We start from the raw sequence: 25,813 nt of genomic DNA, 5'->3' as shown, positions 1-25,813 counted from the left end.
GGATGTGGACCGGATGTCATCACGATCGCCCTTCCTGCACGGCTGACCCGGGCCGCCCGGCCGCTCACCGGACCCGCCCCCGGCTCGAGGCGGTGGCGGTCACCAGCCGCCGGACGGTGAGGAGGACCTCTCCCACTCGCAGCCCGGTCAGCTGGGCGACCCGTTCGGCGACGTCCCGCTGGATCCGCTCGCAGACACGCGGGATGTCGGTGGGGTAGGGCAGGTCCATGGTCAGATGCAGGCGCACCGATCCGGTACGGACGGCGGCGGAGGCGTGGGGTGCCTCAGATCCGCCCCGATCGGGCGGTACCGCGGCGCGCCGCGACTGCGCCGCGCGCGCGGCCTGCGCGGCGATACGGGCGACCACCCTGTCCGGGATGACGGTGGCGCCCCGCTCGGCCGGGGGCGGCAGCCCGGCGGCCGGCGCCGGCGGGCCCGACCCCTCACCGGGGGAACCGGGCCGGGTCTTCACCGCTGCCTCCGTGTCCGGAGGTCCAGGTCGCCCTGTACGACGAGGCCGACGATCAGCCCCGCCGCGCCCAGGACCAGCACCAGCAGAAACGCCCAGAAGCCGCCGAAGTAGCCGGCGAAGCCGAGGGCCATGCCGGCCGCGAGTCCCGTCGTTGCTGTGTTCATCTCGCACTCACCCGTCTCGCGAGCGTCCCTCTCGCCGTGATCATCCGCTCGGGCCCGAGGACACGGCGGTGCTCCCGGCAGCGGTCACCTCACGCGGCCCTCGTCCGGTCCGGTCTGTTCCTCCTCGTCGTCAGGCAGGTGGACGTCGTCGACGGCGATGTTCACCTCGACGACCTCCAGGCCCGTCATCCGCTCCACGGCGCTGATGACATTGGTGCGTACGCCGCCCGCGACGTCGACGATGGAGACGCCGTACTCGACGACGACGTCCAGGTCCACCGCGGCCTGCCGTTCCCCGACCTCGACCTTGACGCCGCGGGTGACCGCTCCGCCTCCGCCTGCGCCGGGGACGCGCTCCCGCATGGCGCCGAAGGCGCGGGCCATCCCCGCGCCCAGGCTGTGGATGCCCGGTACCTCGCGGGCGGCCATGCCCGCGATCTTGGCCACCACACCGTCCGCGATGGTGGTCCTGCCCCGTGTCTCGGCCGGAGCCCCGGCCCCGGTGCGGCCCTTGAGCGCGCTCACGTCCGCTTCGGGCCGGCTGCCCCCGCCGACGCTGGTGATGTTGTCCGTCATGGCGGTCGCCTCGATCGGTCGGCCGGACACCGGAATGATGCCCGTCGAAAGTTGGACATACCGAGCGGCGGAGTCCTCACGTGCCCTGGTGTGTGACGTACATCACATCTCTTTTCGGGGGTACACGGTCGTTCCGAGCCTGCGTGGGAGCGCCATGATCGAACGCACTGCTTCCCCACGACTGGGGTGCGGCCTGCCCGACCGTCTGCTGGCGGTGCGGGCGGCCGAGGGAGACGAGGACGCCTTCGCCGTTCTCGTCCAGCGGCACAGCCGCTCCCTCCTGACCCTGGCCCGCTGCATGCTGGGCAACCCCCAGGACGCCGAAGAGGCCGTCCAGGACGCCTTCGTCAGTGCCTGGCGCCACCTGCCGGAATACCGCCACAGGGCGGAGTTCCGCACCTGGATGTACCGGATCACCGTCAACCGCTGCCAGACCATGTGCCGCCGCCGACCGCCGCCCCTCCCCCTGGACACCGTGGCCGAACCCGCGGCGAGCGACGCGTGGAGCCAGCCCGTCCGGACCGCCGAGCAGGACGCGGCCACGGCCGCCCTGTCCCGCGCACTCGCCGAGCTGGACGCCGGACAGCGGGTCTGCTGGATCATGCGGGAGGTGCAGGGCCTGCCCTACAAGGAGATAGCGCACGTGACGCGTACCGGCGAGCAGACGGTACGCGGCAGACTGTTCAGGGCACGCCGATCCCTGCAGGAGGCGATGGGCCCATGGCGCTAGACGACCCGCACACGCGGCCTTCCGAACCGCCCGGAGCCGGCGGGCCCCGCAACGGCTCGGCCGCCGCCGACGTGCCCCCGATCGCAGGCGATGAGGTACTGCCCTGCGGCCGCCTGCTCAGCCGGGTCTGGGAACAGGCGCGGGACGCACCGCCGGCCGCCGACCTGCACCCGGTGTCCTGTCCTCACTGCCGAGAGGCGGTCGAGGGACTGGCAACGGTGAATGCGGCCGCCCGGGCGCTGCGCGACGAGGACCCTCCGGGCCTGCGCGCACTCGCGGACCGGGTCATGGACGTCGTCAGGGCAGAGGCCCGGTTCGGGCGACTGCTGCCCCTGGCCGACCCCGACCGCGACCTGCGGATCGCCGAGAGCGCCGCGGCGAAGGTGCTGAGGCGGGCCGCGGACACGGTCCCCGGTGCCAGGGCCGCGACCTGCCGGCTCGTACCCGAGGGCAACGGCACCGACGTGCGGGTGACCATGACCCTGGCCGCCGCCCTCGACCGCCCGCTGCCCGACCGGGTCCACCAGGTACGCCGAACGGTCCTCCACTCGGCCGGACAGGACCTGGGGCTCACGGTGACAGCCGTCGACATCACCGTGGCCGACGTTCTGGAACCGGGGCCGACCCCAGGTCCCCGCCTCCCGACGGGCGGTGGCGCATGATGACCGCCACCGGCACCACCGCGCTCCTCGGCGTCGCGGCCGACGCAGCCCTCGCGGTTCCTGGCGTGGCCGCCCTGCAGCCCCGCCTCGCCCGGCGCCTCGCGGCAGCCGCCGCGCCCACCCGGGCGGACACCACGCCACCCGAGGCCGGCATACGCGCCGACCGGGCGCCGGACGGGTCGGGATGGCACATCGAGGTGCGCTGCGTCCTGACGGAGGGTCGGCGGGCGCTGGACATCGCCCGAAACATCCACGACCGGGTGACAGCCGCCCTCGTCACCCACCTCGCCAACCACGGTGCCGCGGAGCCGGTCACCGTCGCGGTCACAGTGACCGGTGTCGCCGCCTGGCGCGACGCGGCATGAGCGGCGGCGCGGGCACAGGCCCCACGAACCGTCGTTCGGCAAGCGGCAGGTCGCCGACCGTGGGAGCGCGCTGCTCCCCGTCCGGAAGTCCTACATGGGTGGTCGCGGCTCAAGCCTCGGTGCCGCCGACGATCCGGCTCTCGTACGGGGTGACCGGCTGTGAGTTACTCCTCCGGACGTGCCCGTCGAAGCCCGCCCACCATGGAGCTCCAGACTCTGGCGTGTCGCATAAGACATCGGCCTGTCGAGCCGCTTTTGTACAGAGCAGCCGTGGCGGCCGCGTCCGCGGGCGGATGCCGGAGCGTGACTGTTCACGGATTGACGCTCACTGCGGTTATTACCAAGCTGGTGGGGGGGCTGTGGAAGGGGCTGCGGTCGTGAGTGGTGGACAGAGTGAGCTCACCCGATTGCTGACGGCAGCGGAGACAGCGGCGCCGGCGGACGCCGTCGACGTGATCGCGGAGGACCTGCGGCGGCGTTTCGAGGCCACTAAGGTCTCTTTCCTCATCGTGGACCTGACGGGGAAGGCGGTGGCTCGGCTGTCCACCGCTCCCACTCAAGGTGGGCGGCAGGCCGAGCGGGTTCCCCTGTTCGGCAGTGTCTACGAGGAGGTGATCCGTACCCAGCGCCTGTATCAGGACGCGACCGGCGAGGGGCAGCGGGTGATCGTGCCCGTCACCAACCGCGGGGATGCGATCGGGCTGCTGGAACTGCTCCTGCCGACCGGCCCTGGCGAGGACGTGCTCGACGCAGTCGGGGAAGCCGCCCACATCCTGGCCTACATCGTGATCGCCAACGGCCGCTTCACCGATCTCTACACCTGGGGCAAACGCTCCAAGCCGGCCACCCTGGCAGCTGAAATCCAGTACCAGCTGCTGCCCCTGTCGCTGTCGTGCGAGGCCGCACAGTTCACCCTGTGCGGGAACCTGGAGCCCTCCGAGGACCTCAGCGGCGACACCTTCGACTACACCGTGGACCGCGACACCTTGCACGTGTCGGTGACCGATCCCATGGGCCACGACATGGATTCCGCCCTGGCCGCCACGGTCCTGGTGGGCGCCCTGCGCGGTGCCCGCCGGGCGGGCACCGGCCTGGGCGAACAGGCCCACCGGGCAGACCAGGCACTGATCGAACACGGCCACGGTCATGCCACCGGGCAGCTCCTGCGCATCAATCTCCATACCGGGCGGGCCCGGTTCGTCAACGCCGGTCATCCCTGGCCGCTGCGCATGCGCGACGGGGCTGTGGAGACGATTGCCTGCGAGGTGGACCATCCCTTCGGGCTGTCTGAGCTGACTCCCCACCCGTACCGTGTGCAGGACCTCGACCTGCGGCCCGGTGACCGTCTGCTCATGTTCACCGACGGCATGCTCGAACGTCACGGAGAGAAGGTCGATCTGCCCGCCCTGCTGGGGTGCACCCGGAATCTGCACCCGAGGGAGACCGCGCTGGCGCTGACGTCCGCGGTCCGGGACGCCGCCGACGGCCGGCTCGAAGACGATGCCACCGCCGTCTGCCTGGACTGGCACGGCCCCCAGGAGACCCAGCGGCACGTCAGCAGCGGCGCAGACACCCGGCAAGCCTCAGCCGCACGCACGAAGGACCAGTCGTGACCTGGGTGAACGGTGCCAACGCGAATGAGACATCACGAGGTGTCTGGAGAACCGTCCCACTTCTCCTCGGCGGCCCACCCATCGGGCGGCGCCGGGTCGGTGGCGGGGGCCGCGAGCATCGGGTCCGGCAGCGCCCACATGCGCCATGCCTTCCACGCGGGCGCCCCTTCGTGCGGTGCTGCTGTTCCCCGTTACTCGAGTAGACCGAGTTCCCAAGCATTCGCCGGTGCCTTTGCCGAGTTGCTAGGCAGCCTCTTTGGCAGCCCGCGCCATGACTTGCGGACCACCGTGCACCAGAATGAGGGCTCGAAGCCGTTCGTGCGATGGCCGATGGAGGGCGACCGTAAGGCGGCCCAGACGGCTGTCTGTCATTGCCGGTCGCGAGTGGGCGGGGAGTCAACTCATTCTCAGCCTGCTCCGGCCAGGTTGGGCATTGGTTCGGGCGAAGCCATCCGGCTGTGGTCGGTAGATGCCGACACGCCGGGATCGATGCGACGGTTGCGCGATGCCGTCCCGGACGGGGGTCTGACTCCTGAGATCTTTGACCGAAGTGTCCAGTCACAGGCTTGTCGACCGTCGTTGCGGGCTGGCTTCTGCTGTCACCGAGCCACAGGGCGTGTCCCAATAGGGGCCTTGCCCTCCCGTGCGGAGAGAAGTCGTGCTCGGCGTGGACACGCACGGTGAGGTGCACGTCGCCGCCGTGGTGTCCCCGCTGGGCAAGATCCTGGGCACCGAGTCCTTTCCGGCGACGGTGGCCGGCTACCGTCGGCTGCTCGTGTGGGCCCGCAGGCGGGGGACGGTGCGCCGGGCCGGTGTGGAGGGCACCGGTACCTTCGGCGCGGGCCTGTCCCGCTACCTGCTGACCCAGCAGATCCAGGTGTTCGGAGTGAATCGGCCTGACCGCACAGCCCGCCGTCTGCTCGGCAAGTCGGACCCGCTCGATGCGCAGGCCGCAGCGCGAGCCGTGCTCAGCGGTCGCACCCGGGCCCAGGCCAAGTCCGGCGACGGACCCGTGCAAGGCGCCCGGATCTACAAACTCGCCAAGGACTCCGCGGTCAAGGCCCGCACACAGGCGATCAACCAGCTCAAGGCCGTCCTAGTGATCGCCGACCCCGCCCTGCGGGAACGGTTGTCGAGCCTGGGCAACGCCGAGCTGTTCCGCACCTGCGCGACCCTCAGCCCACCCGATGGCGGGGGAGACGAGGACGCGGTGGTCCAGGCCACCCACATGACATTACGCATGCTCGCCGAACGCATCGAACAGCTCACCGGGCAGATCAACGAGCTGAACCAACGCCTGACCCGACTCGTCGAACGCCACGCCCCACAGCTGCTCTTACCGGTGGGCATCGGCCCAGACAGCGCCGTCACTCTACTGATCACCATGGGAGACAACCCCGAGCGACTGAACACTGAGGCGTCCTTTGCTGCCCTTTGCGGAGACAGCCCCATCGAGTACTCCTCCGGCCGGCGGAGCACGCGCCGGCTCAACTACGGCGGCGACCGGCAAGCCAACGCGGCCCCGCACCGCATCGTGTTCACCCGCCTGCGCCACGACCCCCGCACGCAGGCGTACTACGAACGCCGCACCCGGGAGGGCAAGACCCGACGCGAGATCATCCGATGCCTCGAGCGATACGCCGGCCGCGAGGTCTTCAACCGGGGCAGGCCGGTTTCCCGCACCCCTGCGTTATAGGGGCGTCCGCGACACGTGAGAGGGTCTGGGGCGTGAGCGAGACACCACCGAACACCCTGCAATACCGCTTCGACGGGCCACAAGACGCTCCGGTCCTGATCCTGGGACCGTCCCTGGGCACCACATGGCACATGTGGGACCGGCAGATCCCCGAGCTGACGAAGCAGTGGCGGGTCTTCCGGTTCGACCTGCCGGGTCACGGCGGCGCACCCGCCCGCCCGGCGCCCTCCGTCGGCGAACTGGCGGCCCGGCTGCTGGCCACGCTGGACGCGGTCGGCGTGCAGCGCTTCGGCTACGCCGGCTGCGCCCTCGGCGGCGCGGTCGGCATCGAACTGGCCCTGCGCCACCCCGAACGGCTCGCCTCGCTCGCGCTGGTCGCCGCCTCGCCCCGGTTCGGCACCGCCGACGAGTTCCGGCAGCGCGGAGTGATCGTCCGCACCAACGGGCTCGACCCGATCGCCCGGACGTCCCCCGACCGCTGGTTCACCGGTGGCTTCGCCGCCGCCCAGCCCGCGATCACCGAGTGGGCCGTGCAGATGGTGCGCACCACCGACCCGGGCTGCTACATCGCCTCCTGCGAGGCCCTGGCCGGCTTCGACGTACGGCACGAGCTGGGCCGCGTCGGCGTGCCGACCCTGGTGCTGGTCGGCTCCGACGACCAGGTCACCGGCCCGGCCGAGGCCCGCACCCTGGTCGCCGGCATCCCGGACGCCCGGCTCGCGGTCGTCCCCGGCGCCTCCCACCTGGTCCCGGTCGAGCAGCCGGGCGCCGTCACCGACCTGCTGGTCCGGCACTTCTCCACCGCCTGGCAGCAGCCGTACGAGACCGGCCAGACCGCCCTGCCGGCCGCCCCCGTCCACCCCGCGGTCGCCGCGCCGCCGCAGGCGGTGCCCGTCGCCGAGATCGCCCCGGCCGTGCCGGCCCAGCCGCTCGGGCCGCCCGACCGGTACCAGAGCGGGCTGAAAGTCCGCCGGGAGGTGCTGGGCGACGCGCACGTCGACCAGGAGCTGGCCGAGGCCGACGAGTTCTCCGGGGACTTCCAGGAGTTCATGACCCGCTACGCCTGGGGCGAGATCTGGGACCGGCCCGGCCTCGACCGCCGTACCCGGTCCTGTATCGCGCTCACCGCGCTGACCGCCGGCGGCCACCTGGAGGACCTGGCACTCCACGTCCGCGCCGCCCTGCGCAACGGACTGACCCCCCACGAGATCCGGGAGGTGCTGCTCCAGGCGGCCGTGTACTGCGGCGTCCCGGCGGCGAGCAAGGCGTTCCGGGTGGCGCAGCAGGTCGTCCGGGAGGAGACCACGCCCGCCGAGTGAGCGCCCGGCCGCCGGGAGCGGCAGGATGGGGAGCCATGAAGCTCACCAAGAAGTCCCACGCCTGCGTCCGCCTGGAGAGCGGAGGCCGCACGCTGGTGATCGACCCCGGCGGGTTCAGCGAGCCGGACGCGGCGGCCGGCGCCGACGCGATCCTGGTCACGCACGAGCACCCGGACCACTTCGACGAGGGCCGGCTGCGGGCCGCCCTCGAGGACCGCCCGGGCGCGGAGCTCTGGACCGTGAAGCCGGTGGCCGACCGGCTCACGGCGGCCTTCCCGGGCCGGGTGCACACCGTCGGCGACGGTGACGCCTTCACCGCCGCCGGCTTCGAGGTGCAGGCCCGCGGCGAGCTGCACGCCGTGATCCATCCGGACATCCCGCGCGTCGCCAACGTGGGGTACCTGATCGACGGCGGCCGGGTCTTCCACCCCGGCGACGCCCTCACCGTCCCCGGCCGGCCGGTGGACACCCTGCTGGTGCCGGTGATGGCTCCCTGGAACAAGATCGCCGAGGTGATCGACTACGTCCGCGAGGTCGCGCCGCGCCGCGTCGTCGACGTCCACGACGCCCTGCTCACCGATCTCGCCCGGCCGATCTACGACGCCCACATCGGCGGCCTGGGCGGCGCCGACCACCGGCGGCTCGCCCCGGGGGCGTCGGCCGAGCTGTGAGGCGGGCCGGCTGTCACACCCGCCGGGTAGGTTGTGAGACATGCGCATCGCCACCTGGAACGTGAACTCGATCACCGCCCGCCTGCCGCGGCTGCTGGCCTGGCTGGAGAGCAGCGGCACGGACGTGCTCTGCCTCCAGGAGGCGAAGGTCGCCGAGGAGCAGTTCCCGTCCGAGCCGCTGCGCGAGCTGGGCTACGAGGCGGCCGTGCACGCCACCGGCCGGTGGAACGGCGTGGCGGTCCTCTCCCGCGTCGGCATCGAGGACGTGGTCAAGGGCCTGCCGGGCGACCCGGGCTACGACGGCGTGACGGAGCCGCGCGCCCTCGCCGCGACCTGCGGCCCGGTCCGCGTCTGGTCGGTCTACGTGCCCAACGGCCGCGAGGTGGAGCACCCGCACTACGCCTACAAGCTCCAGTGGTTCGAGGCGCTGCGGGCCGCCGTCGCCGGAGACGCCGCCGGCAGCCGCCCGTTCGCGGTGCTCGGCGACTACAACGTGGCGCCGACCGACGACGACGTCTACGACCGGGCCGCCTTCGAGGGCTCCACCCACGTGACCCCGGCCGAGCGCGCCGCCCTCGCCTCCCTGCGCGAGGCGGGCCTCGCGGACGTCGTCCCGCGGCCCCTGAAGTACGACCACCCCTACACCTACTGGGACTACCGCCAGCTCTGCTTCCCCAAGAACCGCGGCATGCGCATCGACCTGGTCTACGGCAACGCGCCCTTCGCCGGCGCGGTGAAGGACGCCTACGTCGACCGCGAGGAGCGCAAGGGCAAGGGCGCGTCCGACCACGCGCCGGTGGTGGTCGACCTGGACGTGTGATGCCACGCTTGGTCCATGCACATTCCGTTCCTGGGCCACCGGCACCACAAGAACGGCCGCGCCGCGCTTCCGGGCGATGCCGAGGCGATCGCCGCGCTGCTGTCCGAATGTGAGCTGCTGCGCTCCCAGGCGGCCCAGGCCGGTGTCCGTCTCGACGACACCCCGGCCTCCCTCGAGGCGCTGGACCAGCTCGTCCCACGCTGGCGCGACGACGCGGAGACGCTGCCCTGGCTGGGCAACGACGCGGGGCTGTACGTGGGCACGGTGGTGGTGCGCACCGTGCCCGGCGCCGCCTGGCGGATCCGGGCCGACGGCGAGCCGGTCGTGCGGCTCGCTTCCGGACGCGAGGTCGAGGTCGTGCGCCCGGGGCAGGAGTGGGCCGCGAGCGGCGTCCCCGAACTGTCGCAGCTCTACGCGGAGGTCTCCGAGTCCTGACACCGCGCCGCCCCTCGGTCCCCGGGGGCAACTCCCGTGTCACTCCTCGGCTTTTCCCGCAGGTGAGAGGCGATCCTCCACGCGGGGAAGCCCATTGCCCCCAACCTCGACTACGATTTGCCGTTCATCCCCGTGGTGATGGTGATCGCGCCGAGCCGCATCGGGATGGGCAAGCTGCCGGGTGGGGAACCCCCACGGTCCCGCGACCGCAGGGGGCCGGCAGTTCATACGGGCCAGGCTCGTCCGGCGGCAGCCGGAGATCACTGCTCGCGCAAGGGGACGGACAGGTACGACGGGTCGTCCGCCGGCGAGGAGAAGGTCAGCTGCGCGCCGGACGGGTTGTGCTCGATGTAGAGCGGATCGACCGTGTCCACCACCAGCGCCAGACGGTGCCCCGCGGGCACGTCGTACGCGGTGGAGAACAGGTCCAGGTCCACGCCGAACGGCTCTCCCGGCGTCCGCCCGTGCCAGGTGAGGGGCGCGTTGGTCACCAGCTTGCCGAAGCCGAGCGGGCCCACGTCGTACAGGTAGGCGATCATGGTGCCGCTCTCCGCGGTCGGGGTGAGCGTGGTGTGCAGGGTGGCCGTGCCGCGCACCCGCTGGGCCGTGCCGTACCGCTCCGACTGCCAGACGGCCGCCCAGCGGCGCGGCAGCAGCGGCACCGCGGCGACGGGCGGCACCCGGGCCACCTGGTCGAGGATGCTGGAGAGGAACACGATCCCGCCGTCCGCGCCCGAGTCGACGCCGGCGTGGATGGTGGTGGAACCCGGCAGCGCCGTCTTCCGGCGGGTCGCGCCGACCGACTTCCAGTCCGGGTAGCCTTCGTATCCGCCCGCGCTACGGGACTTGAGCTGGACCGGTTGCTCACGGTCGATGCCGTTGTCGACGCCCTTGAGGTAGTGGTCGAACCAGCGGCCGGTGTCCGTCCACACGTCGTTGGGCAGCCCGAACAGGCCCGGCAGCTCGGCGGTCGCGTGGTCGCCGGGGCGCAGTTCGAGCCGCTTGGGCACGGTCAGCTTCTGGTAGAAGTCGGCGTACTGGTTGGCCGGGAAGACCGTGTCGCCCCAGGCGTTGGCGAGCAGCACCGCGGCGCCGTTGCGGTTCAGCCGGTCGGTATAGGTCGCGGCGGAACGTTTCCGCCCCCAGTCGACCATCTCCTGCTCGTGGGACAGGTCGGCCGCGTAGAAACGGTCGAAGATCTGCCGGAGTTCGGGGCTCTCGCGGCCGGTGAGGGCGCCCACGCCGTCCAGCAGGGCGCCCGCCTGGACGTGCTGGGTGCGGCCCGAGTAGATGGAGCCGATCAGGTCGGCCCAGCCGCTGAGCGCGGCCACCGCCTTGATCCGCCTGTCGTGGGCGGCGGCGAGCAGGCTGATACCGGCGCCGTAGGAGACCCCCGCCATGCCGATGTGGCGTGCGTCAGCGGGGGTGTTGGCCAGGGCCCAGTCGATCACCCGGGAGGCGTCCGCCGTGTCCGGCGGACCGGCCACTTCTATCTCGCCCCCGGACTGCCAGAACCCGCGCACGTTGTAACCCAGCACCACATAGCCCGAGTCGGCGAGCCTTCGGGCCTGGGCCAGGTACTCCACCTGCGGGAAGCCCCAGCTCGTCGGCAGCACGACGAGCGGGTAGGTCCGCGAGCCGTCGGCGTCCGCGGGCGTGACGACGTTCGCCTTCAGCACGGTGCCGCCGGCGCCGGCGATGTCCACGAACCGCACGGACGGGGCCGCCTGGGCGGCCGCGGCCGGGCCGCCGGCGGTGCCGGCGATCAGGGCGGTGGCGAGGGCGCCGACGGCCAGGGCGCGCGGACCGGTGCGACCGTCTCTCATGGGGTCACTCCTCACTCGGTGGGATGCAAAGTGACCCGACGGTAACCGCGCGCCCGCAGATTTGCTACCCGTCGGTAAGTGAGTTGCGAATAAAGGTGGTTGGCGGGCCGGACCGCCGGGCTACGAGGCCGCGGGCGCGGCGGGCTCCGGTGCCGGCGTCCGGGCCGCCCGGGTCACGTCCGCCACCAGCTCCACCACATCCGGCCCGCACGCCTGGGAGTTGACCACCTTCAGCAGCAGCACGAAGGAACCGGAGCCGTACTTGCGGGCCAACCGCTCGTGCTCGCGGGCGAGATAGCGGGTCGCGGCCTGGTTGGTGATCGCCCGCTGCCCGCAGAACAGGAACACCGGGCGGGCCTCGCCCCGGCCGCCCGCTGTGAGCCGGGCCAGCAGCACGTACTCGCTCCTGCCGCTGTCCACGCGGTAGTCCTCGCCGCCGATGCGGAAGGCGCCCGCCTCCGGGCCCGACTCCGCCTGGGTGTTCACCCCCACGCCCGGCAGCTGGTCGGCGCCATGACCCGACTTCAGAAGCTGATCATCCCGGCCGCCGTAAAGGCGGCCTTCGTCATGTCAGGGGAGCCGTACTGGTGGAACTGATCAAGTGCGCCGCCAGGGCGCTCAAGGAACGCCGCTCGGAGCTGGGCTGGACTGTGGCCAGCAGCATCATCAGCGGAGGCATTGGCCTGCTCATGGCCGCGGCGTACCTGAGGTACCGCTGATGCCGGAGCAGTGCAATAAGAAGCCCTACGCGACCCGCTACGAGGCCCGAGCGGCCCTGCTCATCTTCTTCAAGCGGGGTAGGAAAGAGCGGGCCTCTTACTACTGCGGCGCCTGCGGAGCGTGGCACCTCACAAGTAGGAAGCGGAGGGTCCCCTGATGCTCTACGACATCGAGCGGACGCACCCGAAGGACGCCATCTGCACCGACCCGGCGGACTACAAGCGCTTCTTCGCCAAGACGTCGTCAAGTCAGCAAGGCGCCCTCGGAGAAGACGCAGCAGGCCTGGGACCAGGCCAAGGAAATCTGCCAGATGTGCCCGGTCATGCACCAGTGCCGCCGGGACACGCTGGGGGAGAACGACGGGGTATGGGGCGGGCTGGACCCGCACCAGCGCTTCCGCATCCGCCAGGCCCTGCCCGCGGCCGTCAAGCGCCGGCCGCAGGAGCGGCGCCTGAGGTTGGGCAAGGAGCTGTGCCGCCTCAGGCACGAGCTGGACACGGTCTTCCGCGAGATCCAGCGGATGACCGGCATCCCCGAGAAGCCGGCCATGTACCTGATCCGCGAATGGGAGCGCCATCTCCGGGCGCTGGAGGACGAAGAGCCGGCCGAGGTCGTGGAGCTGAGGCCGGTGGAGCTGGAGCCTGGGGCGGCGGAGAAGAAGAATTCGTGCTCATCGACGGCCGCGGCCGTCGCTACAGATCTTACAAGTGGAGTCCCGCCGATGACGTGCAGATCTACTTCCCCCAGCCCGAGGCCATCAGGGAGTACGTCAACCGGCCGGACGCCGCGAGCGGGCGCGCGGAGAGCGGGGGGAAGTGCCGCAACGGCCACGAGCGCACGCCTGAGAACACGTACGTGGACCCCAACGGGAAGCGGCAGTGCCGCGGCTGCCGGGCCGCGGCGAACGCCCGGTACAAGAAGAAGGCGGCCTGATGCTCCCCCCGCACATCTCTCACAGCTCCAGGGAGACGCTGGAGCGCTGCGCTCGGGCGTACTTCCTCACCCGCATGACACGGGCCCCGCAGATGCCCGCCATGTGGCTCGTGGGCGGCTCCGCCGTGCACGAGGCGACCGAGCACTACGACCTGATGAGCATCGTCGGGAACGAAGATCCCTCCCGGGAGAACATCGGCCGCATCTGGGAGGCCTACTTCGACACCCAGCTGTCCGCGGCCCGAGCCAAGGGGGTGAAGAGGTGAGCGCGGCGGCGCACCGCCGCGCGCTGGAGATCCTGTTCCGCCCCCGCGCTGGCGGCGTGGAGTCCTAAGATCAGCGCCATATGAGTGATCCCGGGAGCGTTTCTCAGGCCCTCCCGGGATCACATCGCCAGTCGTGAAGGGACTGACATGACCAAGACTCTCCGCGCGCCGTGGACACGGCGCTGAGGGCCACTGGAACGCTCACCCTGCGAGCCGTCGACTACCTCCGGGTATCGACCGAGGATCAGGCCAAGGGCTACGGCATCGCCTACACGGGCAAGAAGACGGCCCGGTACATCGAGAAGAAGGGCTGGGCCCACGTCGGCACCTACGCCGACGAAGGCTATTCAGGCAGCCTGGACGCCGATGACCGGCCCGACCTCAAGCGGCTCATGCAGGCCGCCCGCAAGACGCCCCGCCCGTTCGACATGGTCGTTGTCAACGAGGGCCGCGGTATCGGCCGCACCGGCCGGGCGTTCTGGAAGTGGGTCTGGGAGCTGGAAGACCTGGGCGTGTACGTGGCCGTAGTCAAGAAGGACTACGACAACTCCACGCCCGCCGGCCGCAGTCAGATGCGCAAGGATGCCGACTACGCCGAAGACGAGCGTGAGAACATCCGGGACCGCACGCAGGGCGGCATCCAGGAGAAGGCCGAAGACGGCCTGTACCCGGGCGGCACAGTGCCGTTCGGCTGGTGCATCGCTGAGCGCGGCGTGAAGGGCGTCTCTCACTACGCCGTGCACGACGAAGAGGCCGAGACGCTGCGCAGGGCGCGCGAGGTCTTCCTGAGCACGAAGAGCTGGACCACGGTCGCCATCACGCTCAACAGTGAGAAGCGGCTGACCCGTTCGGGTGCTCCCTGGACGCGCAAGAACATCCGGAGCCGGATGCTCGGCCAGGCCGTGCTGGAACAGCAGGTGGTCTGGCGCGGCAGCGCGGCGGCCCGGGACCAGGAGGGCCGGCCGGTCTTCGGGGATTCGGTGATCATCAAGCTGCCCGAGATCTTCTCGGAGGAGAAGATCGAAGCGCTGAAGGCCGCCGCATCCGAGAGGAAGCGGCCGAGGAAGACGCGGCAGCGCGTCTACCTGCTGACCGGCTGCATGGTCAGCCCGTGCGGCAAGTACTACGCGGGCCACCAGCACCGGCCGAATGAGGTCATCTACCGGTGCAAGGGCCGCCAGGAGTCCTACGCCGGAGCCGGCGACCAGTGCTCCTGCCCTTACCTGGAAGCCACCGCCATTGAGCGGCAGGTGTGGCAGGACGTGGTACGCGTCCTGAGCGACGCCGACCGCATGAAGGCCTTGTCCCAGGACTGGCTGGACGCGACGGCCGGTGAGCGTGTGGACCACACGCAGCGCATCGCTGAGCTGGACCAGCAGATTGCCGAGACAGAGGATCTGGTCGACGTCACGGAGGCCGCCGCGGCCCGCAGGGCACTGCGGCGGGGACAGTCCAAGGGAGAGGCTGCGGAGGCCGCCGAACGGGCCTCCAAGCCCCATCTGGAGGAGCTGGAGGGCCTGGAGAAGCTGAAGCGCGAAGCGGAAGCCTTCCAGCGGGAGGCCGCTGACGCCGCCCGGCGCCTTCAGGGCTTCGAGCGTCTGGCCGAGATCGCCAGGGAGAACCTGGCGGAGTTGACCGACGAAGAGAAGGCCGAACTGGTCGATCTCATGGGCATGGAGGCGCAGGTGATCCGCTGCGCTCCGCGCCGGCTGGGCGTCGCCTGCGGCATTCGTGAGTGGTTCGTCCAGGAAGGCCGGGGCGTTCCCGTTCTGGCGGACGAAGGATGGGAGCGGATCAAGCCCCTGATGGGAGGCTCCCGTTCGAAGATGGACCGGCGCCAGGTGGTGCAGCTCCTGCTGGAGAAGGCGGTCACGGGTGACCGGATGATCGATCTGGGCTCGCGGTACGACCTCAACCCGAAGTCGCTCCAGACGCAGTCCCACCGGTGGCTGGCCGATGGCACGTGGGCCGCGGCCATGGAGCTGCTGAAGGACGCGGACACGCGGCCCGTCTGGGAGCCGGACTCCATCGAGATTCAGGTGACCATCCGGCCCCGGGCTATTGAGTCCAAGCCAGGTGACGGGGAATCCGACTCTTGGAGACGGGCCCGCCGAGGCAGAACTCCGTGCGCTCGCCGAAGCCCTGCCGGGTCGCGTCGTGCGCCACGATCTGGGCGTGCGCGTTGCAGTCCTTGATCAGCGCGGAGAGCTCCAGCAGGGCGCACACGTCGTGCCGCATCACCGACAGCTCGGAACCGCCCGCGTTGCGGTACCACCAGCAGCGACTCCGAGTGGTCCGGCAGCCCGAAGAAGGCCTGCTTGCGGCGGAGCCTGCGCCGCCACAGGTAGGTGCGGGCGAGCCAGCCCAGAGCGGCGCTGACGCCGGCCGCCACGACCCCGAGGACGATGTTGCGCACGTCGTCGTTCATGGCCGCGCATGCTAGCGGTCCCGCACGCCCGCTACGTACCCGTGTTCGAGGTGTGACGTTCGTGTGGCGGCTGTCCCAGGCGTACTGTCGGTACGGAGGCAATCTCGTTACGCTGCGCGGACTTGTCCCTGCGGGAGGTACGGATGGGTCGTCCTGGCACGCGGAAACTGGCGGTTCTGGCGGTCTCGGCCGCCGTGGTCTCGGTGGGCGCGGCCGCGCCGCCCACCGCCAGGGCCGGCGGCACGGCCACGAAGACGCCGGTGGCCGTCGGCTACGGCGGCGCCGTCTCCAGCGTCGACGCGGACGCCTCCGCCGCCGGCATCGAGGTGCTGAAGAAGGGCGGCAACGCGGTCGACGCGGCCGTCGCCACCGCCGCCGCGCTCGGTGTCACCGAGCCCTACTCGGCCGGCGTCGGCGGAGGCGGCTACTTCGTCTACTACGACGCCAGGACCCGCACCGTCCACACCATCGACGGCCGCGAGACCGCGCCGCTGTCCGCCGACTCCGGCCTGTTCACGGAGAACGGCAAACCGCTCGCCTTCGCCGACGCGGTCAGCAGCGGCCTGAGCGTCGGCACCCCCGGCACGCCCGCCACCTGGCAGACCGCGCTGGACGAGTGGGGCAGCGAGCGCCTGGGGACGGTCCTGAAGCCGGCCGAGCGGATCGCCCGCCGGGGCTTCACGGTGGACGACACCTTCCGCTCGCAGACCGCCTCCAACGAGACCCGGTTCCGCTACTTCCCGGACACCGCGAAGCTGTTCCTGCCCGACGGCAGGCTCCCGGTCGTCGGCTCCACGCTGAAGAACCCCGAACTCGCGCGCACCTACGAGGAACTGGGCCGCAAGGGCGTCGGCGCGATCTACCGCGGAGACATCGGCGACGACATCGTCAAGACGGTCGAACACCCGCCGGTGGACCCCGCCTCCGGCTGGAACGCCCGCCCGGGCAAGCTGGCCGAGAAGGACCTCGCCGTCTACCGGGCCAAGCTCCAGGCGCCCACCAGGACCTCGTACCGCGGCCTCGGCGTGTACTCCATCGCGCCGTCCTCCTCCGGCGGCACCACCGTCGGCGAGGCGCTCAACATCCTTGAGCGGACCGACCTGTCGAAGGCGAGCCGGACCCAGTACCTGCACCACTACATCGAGGCCAGCCGCATCGCCTTCGCCGACCGGGGCCGCTGGGTGGGCGACCCCGCCTTCGAGGACGTGCCCACCAGGGAACTGCTGTCGCAGCGGTTCGCCGACTCGCGGGCCTGCCTGATCAAGGACGACGCGGTGCTCACCAGCCCGCTCGCGCCGGGCGACCCACGGCATCCGGCGGCTTGCGGCACCGGCGGCAAGGCGGCCCCGACGACCTACGAGGGCGAGAACACCACGCACCTCACGGTCGCCGACAAGTGGGGCAACGTCGTCGCCTACACCCTCACCATCGAGCAGACCGGCGGCAGCGGCATCACCGTCCCCGGCCGGGGCTTCCTGCTCAACAACGAGCTGACCGACTTCTCCTTCACGCCGGCCGACCCGGCCGTGCACGACCCGAACCTGCCGGGGCCGGGCAAGCGGCCGCGCTCCTCGATCTCCCCGACGATCGTCCTGGACCGCAACGAACGGCCCGTCGTGGCGCTCGGCTCACCCGGTGGCGCGACCATCGTCACGACCGTGCTGCAGACCCTGACCGGCTTCCTGGACCGGGGGCTGCCGCTGGTCGACGCCATCGCGGCGCCGCGCGCCAGCCAGCGCAACGCCGCGCAGACCGAGCTGGAACCGGCCCTGTACGACAGCGCGGAGCGGGCCCGGCTGGAGGCGATCGGGCACCGCTTCAAGCTCAACCCCGAGATCGGCGCGGCCACCGGCGTCCAGCGGCTGCCGGACGGCAAGTGGCTCGCGGCCGCCGAGAAGGTGCGGCGGGGCGGCGGCTCGGCGATGGTGGTGAACCCGGCGCCGTGACCCCGTCCCGCGCGCTGCCGTCCCGCGGCCCGGGCCTACAACTCGGGTGCGGGGTGCGGGGGTTCCTCGTCCGGCCGGGCCTCGCCGCCCGGCCGGCTCTCCGCCGCCGGCCCGGAGCCGGGCGCGGAACCATCGGCCTGCGGGGGACCGGACGGCGGGGGACCGGACGGCGGGGGAGCGGGTGACCCGGGACCGGGCGACGGGGCCTGCTCCGCGCGGAAGTCCAGCCGTCCGCCGGCGACGTCCACCGTGACCCGGCTGCCCTCGGTGATGGTGCCGTCGAGCAGCAGCCGCGAGAGCTGGTTGTCCACCTCCCGCTGGATCGTGCGGCGCAGCGGGCGGGCGCCGTACTCCGGCTGGTAGCCGCGCTCGGCGATCCAGTCGACGGCCCCGTCCGTGAACCGCACCGAGACGCCCTGGCCGTCCACGAGCCGGCGGGTGCGCTCCAGCAACAGGTCGGTGATCTGCCGCAGTTGCTCGCCGCTGAGCTGCCGGAAGACCACGATCTCGTCGATGCGGTTGATGAACTCCGGCCTGAAGTGCTCCCGCAGCGGCCGCAGGATCTGCTCGCGCCGCGCCTCCTCGTCGGCGTCCGCGCCGCCGGGTCCGAAGCCGATCCCGGCGCCGCGCCGGCTGATCACGTCGGAGCCCAGGTTGCTGGTCATCACGATGACCGTGTTGGTGAAGTCCACCGTGCGGCCCTGGGAGTCGGTGAGCCGGCCGTCGTCCAGCACCTGGAGCAGGATGTTGAAGACGTCCGGGTGCGCCTTCTCCACCTCGTCCAGGAGCAGCAGCGAGTACGGGTGCCTGCGCACCACCTCGGTGAGCTGGCCGGCCTCCTCGTGGCCGACGTACCCGGGCGGGGCGCCGACCAGCCGGGAGACGGTGTGCCGCTCCTGGTACTCGCTCATGTCGAGCCGGACCATGCGCTCCTCGCTGCCGAACAGCGCCTCCGCGAGCGCCCGGGCCAGCTCGGTCTTGCCGACGCCGGTCGGGCCGAGGAAGAGGAAGCTGCCGATCGGCCGGTCCGGGCTGGCCAGTCCGGCGCGCGAGCGCAGCACGGCCTCGGCGACCACCGCGACCGCCTCGTCCTGGCCGACCACCCGCTGGTGCAGGTGCTGCTCCAGGCCGAGCAGCCGCTCCTTCTCCTCCTGGGTGAGGCGGCTCACCGGGATGCCGGTCCGCCGGGACACCACCTCGGCGATCGCCTCCGCCGTGACCTCGAGCTGGCCCTCGTCGGCCTGCTCACCGTGGCTGGAGTCCGCGATCCGCTGCTTCAGCTCGCCGATCCGGTCGCGGAGCTGCGTGGCCTGCTCGTACTGCTCGTCGGCCACCGCCTGGTCCTTGTCCCTGACGAGCTGCTCGACCTCGCGCTCCATCGTGCGCACGTCCGCGCCCTTGGTCCGGGCGCCGAGCCGTACCCGGGCGCCGGCCTGGTCGATCAGGTCGATCGCCTTGTCCGGCAGCCGGCGGTCGGTGAGGTAGCGGTCGGACAGCTCCACGGCGGCGACCAGCGCCTCGTCGGTGTAGCGCACCTGGTGGTGCGCCTCGTACCGGTCGCGCAGCCCGCGCAGGATCTCGACGGTGTCCGGGACCGTCGGCTCGGGCACCAGGATCGGCTGGAACCGCCGGGCCAGCGCCGCGTCCTTCTCGATCCGCCGGTACTCCTCCAGCGTGGTCGCGCCCACGATGTGCAGCTCGCCCCGGGCGAGCGCGGGCTTGAGGATGTTGCCCGCGTCCATCGCGCCGCCCTCGCCGCCGGAGCCGGCGCCGACGACGGTGTGCAGCTCGTCGATGAAGACGATCAACTGGTCGGAGTGGGCGCGGATCTCCTCCACGATGTTGTTCAGCCGCTCCTCGAAGTCGCCCCGGTACCGGGTGCCCGCGACGACGCCGGTCAGGTCCAGTGCGACGACCCGGCGTCCGGCCAGCATCTCCGGCACGTCGCCGTCCGCGATGCGCTGCGCCAGCCCCTCGACGACGGCCGTCTTGCCGACGCCCGCGTCGCCGATCAGCACCGGGTTGTTCTTCCCGCGCCGGGACAGCACCTCGATGGTCTGCTCGATCTCCTGGTCGCGGCCGATCACCGGGTCCACCCGGCCCTGCTGGGCCATGTCGGTCAGATCGCGGCCGTACTTGTCGAGCGTCGGGGTCGAGGTGGGCCGCTGCCGCTCCGGGCGCGGCGGGGTGGCCTCGGGGGTCTCCGGCGGCAGCCCGCCCGCCTGGAACCGGGCCGCGTTCAGGATGTGCCCGGCGGCCGAGTCCGGGTTCATGGCGAGCGCGCTCAGCACGTGCTCGGGCCCGATGTACCCGGCGCCGCTCGCACGGGCCATGTCGTGCGCGTCCAGCAGGGCGCGCTTGACGGCCGGGGTGAGCGACAGCGAGGTCGGCGGCGGGGTCTCGCCCGGCGGGTGCTGGGCGGGCCCGGCGCGGTGGTCGATCTCCGTGGCCAGTGAGTCGGGGTCGGCGCCGGAGCGGCTGAGCAGGCTCCGGGTGGGCTCGGCGGCCAGGGCGGCGCGCAGCAGGTGCTCGGTGTCCAGGTCGCGGCTGCCGTGTTCGGCGGCGTACTGGGCGGCCCCTCTCACCAGTTCGCGGGCCGGCTGGCTGAGCAGGCGGCCGATGTCGATGTGGCGGGGGGCGCCCTGTCCGCCGGGGACGTTGGGGCCGGTGCCGCCGAAGAAGCGGGCGAAGAATTCTCCGAAGGGGTCCTCCGGGCCGTTGTAGCCGCTGGTCATCGTTTCGTTTCCTTCGCAGACGACGTGCGGAGCGGCCGGGTAACCCGGGGGCGGGCCGCTCATGCCACGATGACACGAGCCGGTGCGAAGGGCATGTGCAGCAACGCCCGCGCGGCAGGGACCCGGGCCCCTGCCGCGGACGGGCCGCCCGGCCCGTCAGCCGGCCTCCCGCGCGGTGAGGATCCGGGGGCCGGCGTCCGTGACGGCCACCGTGTGCTCGGCGTGCGCGGCGCGCGAGCCGTCGGAGGTGCGCAGGGTCCAGCCGTCCTCCGCCTCGTAGTAGGCGTCCTTGCCGCCGCCGATCAGCATGGGCTCGATCGCGAGGACCATGCCGTGGCGCAGCGGCAGCCCGCGGCCGGGCCGGCCCTCGTTGGGGACGTCCGGGTCCTCGTGCATGCGGCGCCCCACGCCGTGGCCGCCGAAGCCCGCCGGGATGCCGTAGCCGGCCGTGCGGCAGACCCGGCCGACGGCGTGCGCGATGTCGCCGATGCGGTTGCCGACGCGGGCCGCGTCGATGCCCGCCGCCAGTGCGCGCTCGGCGGTCTCGACCAGGCGCAGGTCCGCGGGGCGCGGGTGGCCGACCACGAAGCTGATCGCAGAGTCGCCCACCCAGCCGTCCAGCTCGGCGCCGCAGTCGATGGAGACGAGGTCGCCGTCGCGCAGCCGCAGGCCGGTGGGGATGCCGTGCACGATCGCGTCGTTGACGGAGGCGCAGATCACCCCCGGGAACGGGGTCGGGGCGAAGGAGGGGCGGTAGCCGAGGAACGGCGAGGAGGCTCCCGCCTCGCGCAGCACCTCCCGGGCCACCTCGTCCAGTTCCAGCAGCGAGACCCCGACGCGGGCGGCCTGCCGTACGGCCGTCAGGGCCCGTCCCACGACCTGGCCCGCCGCGTGCATCGCGTCGATCGACGCGTCCGTCTTCAGTTCCGTCATGCCAATTACTATACCGGTATTTGAATAGGGGCGCCGTCAGGCGGTCGGTATTAGAATGGGCGCATGGTGCGTACCCCCCTCACCCCCGAAGAGCGCGAACGCGGCGAGCGGCTCGGCCGGTTGCTCCGCGAGGCGCGCGGCGGGCGGAGCATGGCCGAGGTCTCGGTGGCGGCGGGCGTCTCGGCCGAGACCCTGCGCAAGATCGAGACCGGGCGGGCCCCCACCCCGGCCTTCTTCACGGTGGCCGCGCTGGCGGGAGTGCTCGGGCTGTCCATGGACGAGCTGCTGGCCCGGTGCGCGCCGCTGAGCGTCTGACGGGGCCGCGGAGGGCGTGCAGGGCGTGCGGGCCGCGCCGGGCGTCCGATGGGTGCGCCGGGCGTGCGCGGGCGCGCCGAGGGCGGAGAGGTGCGCGCGAGGGGCGTGCCGGGAGTGGAGAGGTGCGCGCGAGGAGCGCGCCCCAGCCGCCCGCACGCTCCCGGAAAACGCCGCGTAGCGGACGCGTAACACGGCTGGTGTTGCCTGACGGGCACAGCGCCGGAGCGGGGCGGGCGGGCCCGCGCCGGCGGTGACGCCGCGGGCCGGTGAACCGGATGCGCGGGCTGCCGGGCGCACCCCGTGACGGGCGCCGTGATCACCCTAAGGAGTGTCAAACGTGATCGACTCCGCGGGTTGGTGACGATGGTCTTGGCAAGGACGTCCGGGAGGCTTACTTTCGTCCCTCTACGGGCCGTTTCTACGGGCGTAGAGGCTCGGACGTAGCGTCGAAGGAGCAGCTCATGGCCAACGTCGTACGTGCCGCACTGGTCCAGGCCGCCTGGACCGGCGACACCGAGTCCATGGTGGCGAAGCACGAGGAGCACGCGCGCGAGGCGGCCCGCCGGGGCGCCCGGGTCATCGGCTTCCAGGAGGTCTTCAACGCCCCCTACTTCTGCCAGGTCCAGGAGCCGGAGCACTACCGCTGGGCCGAACCGGTGCCGGACGGGCCGACGGTCCGCCGGATGCGGGCCCTGGCCCGTGAGACCGGCATGGTGATCGTCGTACCCGTCTTCGAGGTCGAGCAGTCCGGCTTCTACTACAACACCGCCGCCGTGATCGACGCCGACGGCTCCTACCTCGGCAAGTACCGCAAGCACCACATCCCCCAGGTCAAGGGCTTCTGGGAGAAGTACTACTTCAAACCCGGCAACCTGGGCTGGCCCGTCTTCGACACGGCGGTCGGCAAGGTCGGCGTCTACATCTGCTACGACCGGCACTTCCCCGAGGGCTGGCGGCAGCTAGGCCTCAACGGCGCCCAGCTCGTCTACAACCCGTCCGCCACCCACCGCGGGCTCTCCTCGTACCTGTGGCAGCTCGAACAGCCCGCCGCGGCCGTGGCCAACGAGTACTTCGTCGCCGCCATCAACCGGGTCGGCCAGGAGGAGTACGGCGACAACGACTTCTACGGCACGAGTTACTTCGTCGACCCGCGCGGGCAGTTCGTCGGCGACCCGGCGAGCGACAAGACCGAGGAACTCCTCGTCCGCGACCTGGACTTCGACCTCATCGAGCAGGTCCGGCAGCAGTGGGCCTTCTACCGTGACCGCCGCCCCGACGCCTACGAAGGACTGGTGCAGCCGTGAACGACCTCTACGCCCGCCACCGCGGCGTCCTGCCCGACTGGCTGGCCCTCTACTACGACGAGCCGCTGGAGATCACCCACGGCGAGGGCCGGCACGTCTGGGACTCCGTCGGCAACCGGTACCTCGACTTCTTCGGCGGCATCCTCACCACGATGACCGCGCACGCCCTGCCCGAGGTCACCAAGGCCGTCACCGAGCAGGCCGGCCGGATCATCCACTCCTCGACCCTGTACCTCAACCGGCCCATGGTCGAACTGGCCGAGCGCATCGCGCAGTTGAGTGGCATCCCGGACGCCCGGGTGTTCTTCACCACCTCCGGCACCGAGGCCAACGACACCGCCCTGCTGCTCGCCACCACCCACCGGCGCACCAACACCGTCCTGGCCATGCGCAACAGCTACCACGGCCGCTCCTTCAGCACCGTCGGCATCACCGGCAACCGCGGCTGGTCCCCGACCTCGCTCTCCCCGCTGCAGACCCTGTACGTCCACGGCGGCGTCCGCGGCCGGGGCCCGTTCGCCGATCTCGACGACCGCGCGTTCATCGACGCCTGCGTGGCCGACCTGAAGGACGTCCTCGGACACACCCGGCCCCCCGCCGCGCTGATCGCCGAACCGATCCAGGGCGTCGGCGGCTTCACCTCCCCGCCGGACGGGCTGTACGCCGCCTTCCGGGAGGTGCTGAACGCCCACGGCATCCTCTGGATCAGCGACGAGGTGCAGACCGGCTGGGGCCGCACCGGCGACCACTTCTGGGGCTGGCAGGCGCACGCCCGCAGCGGCCCGCCGGACATCGTCACCTTCGCCAAGGGCATCGGCAACGGCATGTCCATCGGCGGGGTGATCGCGCGCGCCGAGATCATGAACTGCCTGGACGCCAACAGCATCTCCACCTTCGGCGGCACCCAGATCACCATGGCCGCGGGCCTCGCCAACCTCGGCTACCTCGTCGAACACGACCTCCAGGGCAACGCCCGGCGGGTCGGCGGCATGCTCCTGGAACGGCTGCGGGCGATCGGCGCGCAGTTGCCCGGCGTCCGGGAGGTGCGCGGGCGCGGACTGATGATCGGCGTGGAACTGGTGCGCCCCGGCACCGACGAGGCCGACCCCAGGGCGGCCGCCGCCGTCCTGGAGGCGGCCCGCGAGGGCGGCCTGCTCATCGGCAAGGGCGGCGGCCACAGCACCAGCGCCCTGCGCATCGCCCCGCCGCTGTCCCTGACCGTGGCGGAGGCGGAGGAGGGCGCGGCGATCCTGGAACGCGCGCTGAGGAGCACGTACTAGAGAGCGGGTCGACGGCGATGACCACCACCTCCCACTCCCGGCACCCCGGCTGGCAGCCGCTGGAACCCGTCCTCTCCGTCCGGCAGGTGCTCACCCTGGAGCGGGTGCTCGCGGGCGAGCCCGAGGTGGTGGCCGGAGCCGGGCAGCTCGACCGGCCGGTGCGCTGGGTGCACGTGGCCGAGGCCGCCGACGTCGGGGTGATGCTCACCGGCGGCGAGATGGTGCTCACCACCGGGGTGCTGCTGGCCGGTGACGAGGCCAAGCAGGCCGAGTACGTCCAGTCCCTGCACCGGGCGGAGGCCGCGGCCGTCGTCCTCGGGCTCGGCCGGGCCTTTCCCGCACCGCCCGAGGTGATGCGCCGGGCCGCCGAGCGGTGCGGGCTGCCCATGGTCGTGCTGCACCGGCCGTTCCCGTTCGCCGAGCTGACCGAGGAGGTCCAGTCGCGGCTGGTGCGGCGCAAGTTCGCCGCCGTGAGCCTGTCGGAGGCCGTTCGCACCGCGCTCACCGGGCTGATCACCGCGGGTGCTCCGCTGCAGCGCCTGCTCGACGAGGCCGCCCAGCACAGCGGCTGCCCCGTCGTCGTCACCAACCTCGCCCACCGGGTCCTCGCCACCGCGGGGGAGCGGCCGGCGGTGGACGACGTGCTGCGCGACTGGGAGCGGATCGCCCGCCAGGCCGGAGGCAGCGAGGGCGACGGCTGGGTCCGCGCCGAGCTCGGCGGGCGCGGCGAGCGGTGGGGCCGGCTGCTGCTGTGCGGATACCGGGGCGACACGGCCACCGGCCGGATGCTCGCCGACCGGACCGCCGAGGCGCTGGTGCTGCACCGCATGCTCGGCGGCGGCTCCGCCCGCACCTGGGAGGAACAGTCGGCGCAGAGCCTGCTCACCGACCTCGTCTCCGGGGTGGTGCCCGCCCGGCAACTGCTGCCCCGGGCCCGGGCGGCCGGGCTGCCGGTCAACCGGCGGACCTTCGTCCCCCTCGTCGTGCCCGGCGGGGAGCCGGTCCGGCTCGACCGGACGCTGCGGCTGCTCGGACTGTCCGGGCTGGTCGCCGAACTGGCCGACGGCGCCACCGCCGTGCTGCTCAGCCTCGCCCGCGACCAGCACGCCGAGGCGCTGACCGCGCACTTCGCCGCACGGCTGCGGACGGAGAGCGGGGCGCCGAACGCCGTGGTCGCCGCCGCCGATCCGCGCACCGTCTGGGAGGACGTGCCCGCGGGGCTGCGGGAGGCGCGGCACGTCGCCGACGCCGTCGCCGACTCCTCCGCCGTGCTCGGCCTGCCGGCCGTCGTCCGGCTGCGCGACGTCCATCTGCGCGGTCTGGTAAGGCTGTTGCGCGACGACCCGCATGTGCAGTCCTTCGCCGAGCGGGAGCTCGACGGGCTGCTGTGCGCGGCCGACCGGGAACTGCTGAACGTGCTGCGGACGTATCTGGCCACGGGCCGCAACAAGTCCCGCACCGCCCAGCTCCACCACGTCTCCCGGCCCGCCCTCTACCGCCGGCTGGAGGCCATACAGGCACGGCTGGGCGTCGACCTCGACGACTTCGAACAGGCGGCCTCCGTGCACATCGCGCTCCTCGCGCATGACGCGCAACAGGGGTGA

The 25,813-nt window shown here is 72.1% G+C and carries 23 protein-coding genes and 4 pseudogenes; 19 read left to right on the top strand and 8 right to left on the bottom strand.

The features are described from left to right. Positions 1–64: 64 nt before the first annotated feature. The 3 genes from TNCT1_RS10005 to TNCT1_RS10000 form a co-directional block, all read right to left on the bottom strand. The gene (locus TNCT1_RS10005) at positions 65–472 is read right to left on the bottom strand and encodes an Asp23/Gls24 family envelope stress response protein (protein WP_143630516.1); all 408 of its coding nucleotides are present in this window, start codon (positions 470–472) and stop codon (positions 65–67) included. Then, on the bottom strand, positions 469–636 hold the full coding sequence (locus TNCT1_RS35785) for a hypothetical protein (RefSeq protein ID WP_030645371.1): 168 nt from the start codon (positions 634–636) through the stop codon (positions 469–471). The genes TNCT1_RS10005 and TNCT1_RS35785 overlap by 4 nt, the downstream gene beginning before the upstream one ends. Positions 637–720: 84 nt before the next feature. Next, positions 721–1,212 (bottom strand): Asp23/Gls24 family envelope stress response protein, encoded by a 492-nt coding sequence (locus TNCT1_RS10000; protein WP_143630515.1) that lies wholly within the window; start codon positions 1,210–1,212, stop codon positions 721–723. A 154-nt stretch (positions 1,213–1,366) separates the two neighbouring features. Here TNCT1_RS10000 and TNCT1_RS09995 point away from each other — a divergent pair, with 154 nt between their 5' ends. From TNCT1_RS09995 to TNCT1_RS09955, 9 genes are all read left to right on the top strand, one after another. Further along, positions 1,367–1,942: an RNA polymerase sigma factor gene (locus TNCT1_RS09995; RefSeq protein ID WP_174266222.1), complete on the top strand. Its 576-nt coding sequence runs from the start codon at positions 1,367–1,369 to the stop codon at positions 1,940–1,942. Further along, the gene (locus tag TNCT1_RS09990; RefSeq protein ID WP_143630514.1) at positions 1,933–2,604 is read left to right on the top strand and encodes a hypothetical protein; all 672 of its coding nucleotides are present in this window, start codon (positions 1,933–1,935) and stop codon (positions 2,602–2,604) included. The genes TNCT1_RS09995 and TNCT1_RS09990 overlap by 10 nt, the downstream gene beginning before the upstream one ends. After that, positions 2,601–2,969 (top strand): hypothetical protein, encoded by a 369-nt coding sequence (locus TNCT1_RS09985; protein WP_235902487.1) that lies wholly within the window; start codon positions 2,601–2,603, stop codon positions 2,967–2,969. Before TNCT1_RS09990 ends, TNCT1_RS09985 begins: the two co-directional genes overlap by 4 nt. 377 nt (positions 2,970–3,346) lie before the next feature. After that, the gene (locus TNCT1_RS09980) at positions 3,347–4,582 is read left to right on the top strand and encodes a PP2C family protein-serine/threonine phosphatase (protein WP_143630513.1); all 1,236 of its coding nucleotides are present in this window, start codon (positions 3,347–3,349) and stop codon (positions 4,580–4,582) included. 658 nt (positions 4,583–5,240) lie between these two features. Beyond that, a complete protein-coding gene (locus TNCT1_RS09975; protein ID WP_235902485.1) occupies positions 5,241–6,278 on the top strand; it encodes an IS110 family transposase in 1,038 nt (345 codons plus the stop codon). Positions 6,279–6,310: 32 nt separating this feature from the next. Next, a complete protein-coding gene (locus TNCT1_RS09970) occupies positions 6,311–7,597 on the top strand; it encodes an alpha/beta fold hydrolase (protein WP_143630512.1) in 1,287 nt (428 codons plus the stop codon). 35 nt (positions 7,598–7,632) lie between these two features. After that, on the top strand, positions 7,633–8,268 hold the full coding sequence (locus TNCT1_RS09965; protein ID WP_143630511.1) for an MBL fold metallo-hydrolase: 636 nt from the start codon (positions 7,633–7,635) through the stop codon (positions 8,266–8,268). A gap of 40 nt (positions 8,269–8,308) precedes the next feature. Beyond that, complete coding sequence (locus tag TNCT1_RS09960) at positions 8,309–9,088, top strand: exodeoxyribonuclease III (protein WP_143630510.1); 780 nt, start codon at positions 8,309–8,311, stop codon at positions 9,086–9,088. 15 nt (positions 9,089–9,103) lie between these two features. Continuing rightward, on the top strand, positions 9,104–9,523 hold the full coding sequence (locus TNCT1_RS09955) for a DUF6278 family protein (RefSeq protein ID WP_143630509.1): 420 nt from the start codon (positions 9,104–9,106) through the stop codon (positions 9,521–9,523). Between the two features lie 260 nt (positions 9,524–9,783). Here TNCT1_RS09955 and TNCT1_RS09945 read toward each other — a convergent pair whose 3' ends face one another. Together TNCT1_RS09945 and TNCT1_RS09940 are read right to left on the bottom strand one after the other, a co-directional pair. After that, a complete protein-coding gene (locus tag TNCT1_RS09945) occupies positions 9,784–11,349 on the bottom strand; it encodes an alpha/beta fold hydrolase (protein WP_143630508.1) in 1,566 nt (521 codons plus the stop codon). A gap of 120 nt (positions 11,350–11,469) precedes the next feature. Continuing rightward, positions 11,470–11,859 (bottom strand): annotated as a pseudogene (locus TNCT1_RS09940) (hypothetical protein); the annotation flags it as partial. 77 nt (positions 11,860–11,936) lie between these two features. On the opposite strand from TNCT1_RS09940, the gene TNCT1_RS36640 reads away from it, so the two are divergent. The 5 genes and pseudogenes from TNCT1_RS36640 to TNCT1_RS36900 all read left to right on the top strand — a co-directional run. Next, complete coding sequence (locus TNCT1_RS36640; RefSeq protein WP_268894161.1) at positions 11,937–12,068, top strand: hypothetical protein; 132 nt, start codon at positions 11,937–11,939, stop codon at positions 12,066–12,068. Positions 12,069–12,355: 287 nt separating this feature from the next. After that, positions 12,356–12,454, top strand: a pseudogene (locus TNCT1_RS36905) (WhiB family transcriptional regulator); the annotation flags it as partial. Between the two features lie 281 nt (positions 12,455–12,735). Continuing rightward, positions 12,736–13,002, top strand: coding sequence for a hypothetical protein (locus TNCT1_RS09930; RefSeq protein WP_143630507.1), 267 nt, complete (start codon positions 12,736–12,738; stop codon positions 13,000–13,002). After that, on the top strand, positions 13,002–13,268 hold the full coding sequence (locus TNCT1_RS09925) for a PD-(D/E)XK nuclease family protein (protein ID WP_143630506.1): 267 nt from the start codon (positions 13,002–13,004) through the stop codon (positions 13,266–13,268). Before TNCT1_RS09930 ends, TNCT1_RS09925 begins: the two co-directional genes overlap by 1 nt. A 170-nt stretch (positions 13,269–13,438) precedes the next feature. After that, positions 13,439–14,521, top strand: a pseudogene (locus TNCT1_RS36900) (recombinase family protein); the annotation flags it as partial. An 817-nt stretch (positions 14,522–15,338) separates the two neighbouring features. On the opposite strand, the pseudogene TNCT1_RS36215 reads toward TNCT1_RS36900, so the two are convergent. After that, positions 15,339–15,696, bottom strand: a pseudogene (locus TNCT1_RS36215) (hypothetical protein); the annotation flags it as partial. 143 nt (positions 15,697–15,839) lie between these two features. Between TNCT1_RS36215 and ggt the strand changes: the two are divergent. Continuing rightward, positions 15,840–17,642, top strand: a complete 1,803-nt coding sequence (ggt, locus tag TNCT1_RS09910; protein WP_143630504.1) for a gamma-glutamyltransferase — start codon at positions 15,840–15,842, stop codon at positions 17,640–17,642. 35 nt (positions 17,643–17,677) lie between these two features. Here ggt and TNCT1_RS09905 read toward each other — a convergent pair whose 3' ends face one another. Then, positions 17,678–20,377 carry an ATP-dependent Clp protease ATP-binding subunit gene (locus TNCT1_RS09905; protein ID WP_143630503.1) on the bottom strand — a complete coding sequence of 900 codons (2,700 nt, stop codon included), beginning with the start codon at positions 20,375–20,377 and terminating at the stop codon, positions 17,678–17,680. Positions 20,378–20,533: 156 nt separating this feature from the next. Next, the gene (gene map / locus TNCT1_RS09900) at positions 20,534–21,310 is read right to left on the bottom strand and encodes a type I methionyl aminopeptidase (protein ID WP_143630502.1); all 777 of its coding nucleotides are present in this window, start codon (positions 21,308–21,310) and stop codon (positions 20,534–20,536) included. Between the two features lie 63 nt (positions 21,311–21,373). On the opposite strand from map, the gene TNCT1_RS09895 reads away from it, so the two are divergent. From TNCT1_RS09895 to TNCT1_RS09880, 4 genes are all read left to right on the top strand, one after another. Then, a complete protein-coding gene (locus TNCT1_RS09895) occupies positions 21,374–21,625 on the top strand; it encodes a helix-turn-helix domain-containing protein (RefSeq protein ID WP_143630501.1) in 252 nt (83 codons plus the stop codon). Between the two features lie 461 nt (positions 21,626–22,086). Next, positions 22,087–22,929 carry a nitrilase-related carbon-nitrogen hydrolase gene (locus TNCT1_RS09890; protein ID WP_143630500.1) on the top strand — a complete coding sequence of 281 codons (843 nt, stop codon included), beginning with the start codon at positions 22,087–22,089 and terminating at the stop codon, positions 22,927–22,929. After that, positions 22,926–24,209: an aspartate aminotransferase family protein gene (locus TNCT1_RS09885; protein ID WP_143630499.1), complete on the top strand. Its 1,284-nt coding sequence runs from the start codon at positions 22,926–22,928 to the stop codon at positions 24,207–24,209. Before TNCT1_RS09890 ends, TNCT1_RS09885 begins: the two co-directional genes overlap by 4 nt. A gap of 17 nt (positions 24,210–24,226) precedes the next feature. Further along, the gene (locus TNCT1_RS09880) at positions 24,227–25,813 is read left to right on the top strand and encodes a PucR family transcriptional regulator (protein ID WP_143630498.1); all 1,587 of its coding nucleotides are present in this window, start codon (positions 24,227–24,229) and stop codon (positions 25,811–25,813) included.

Source organism: Streptomyces sp. 1-11 (genome assembly GCF_007176755.1).
Taxonomy (GTDB): domain Bacteria; phylum Actinomycetota; class Actinomycetes; order Streptomycetales; family Streptomycetaceae; genus Streptomyces.
Note: the sequence above shows the minus strand (reverse complement) of the source record. Positions and strands in the feature narration are given on the sequence as shown.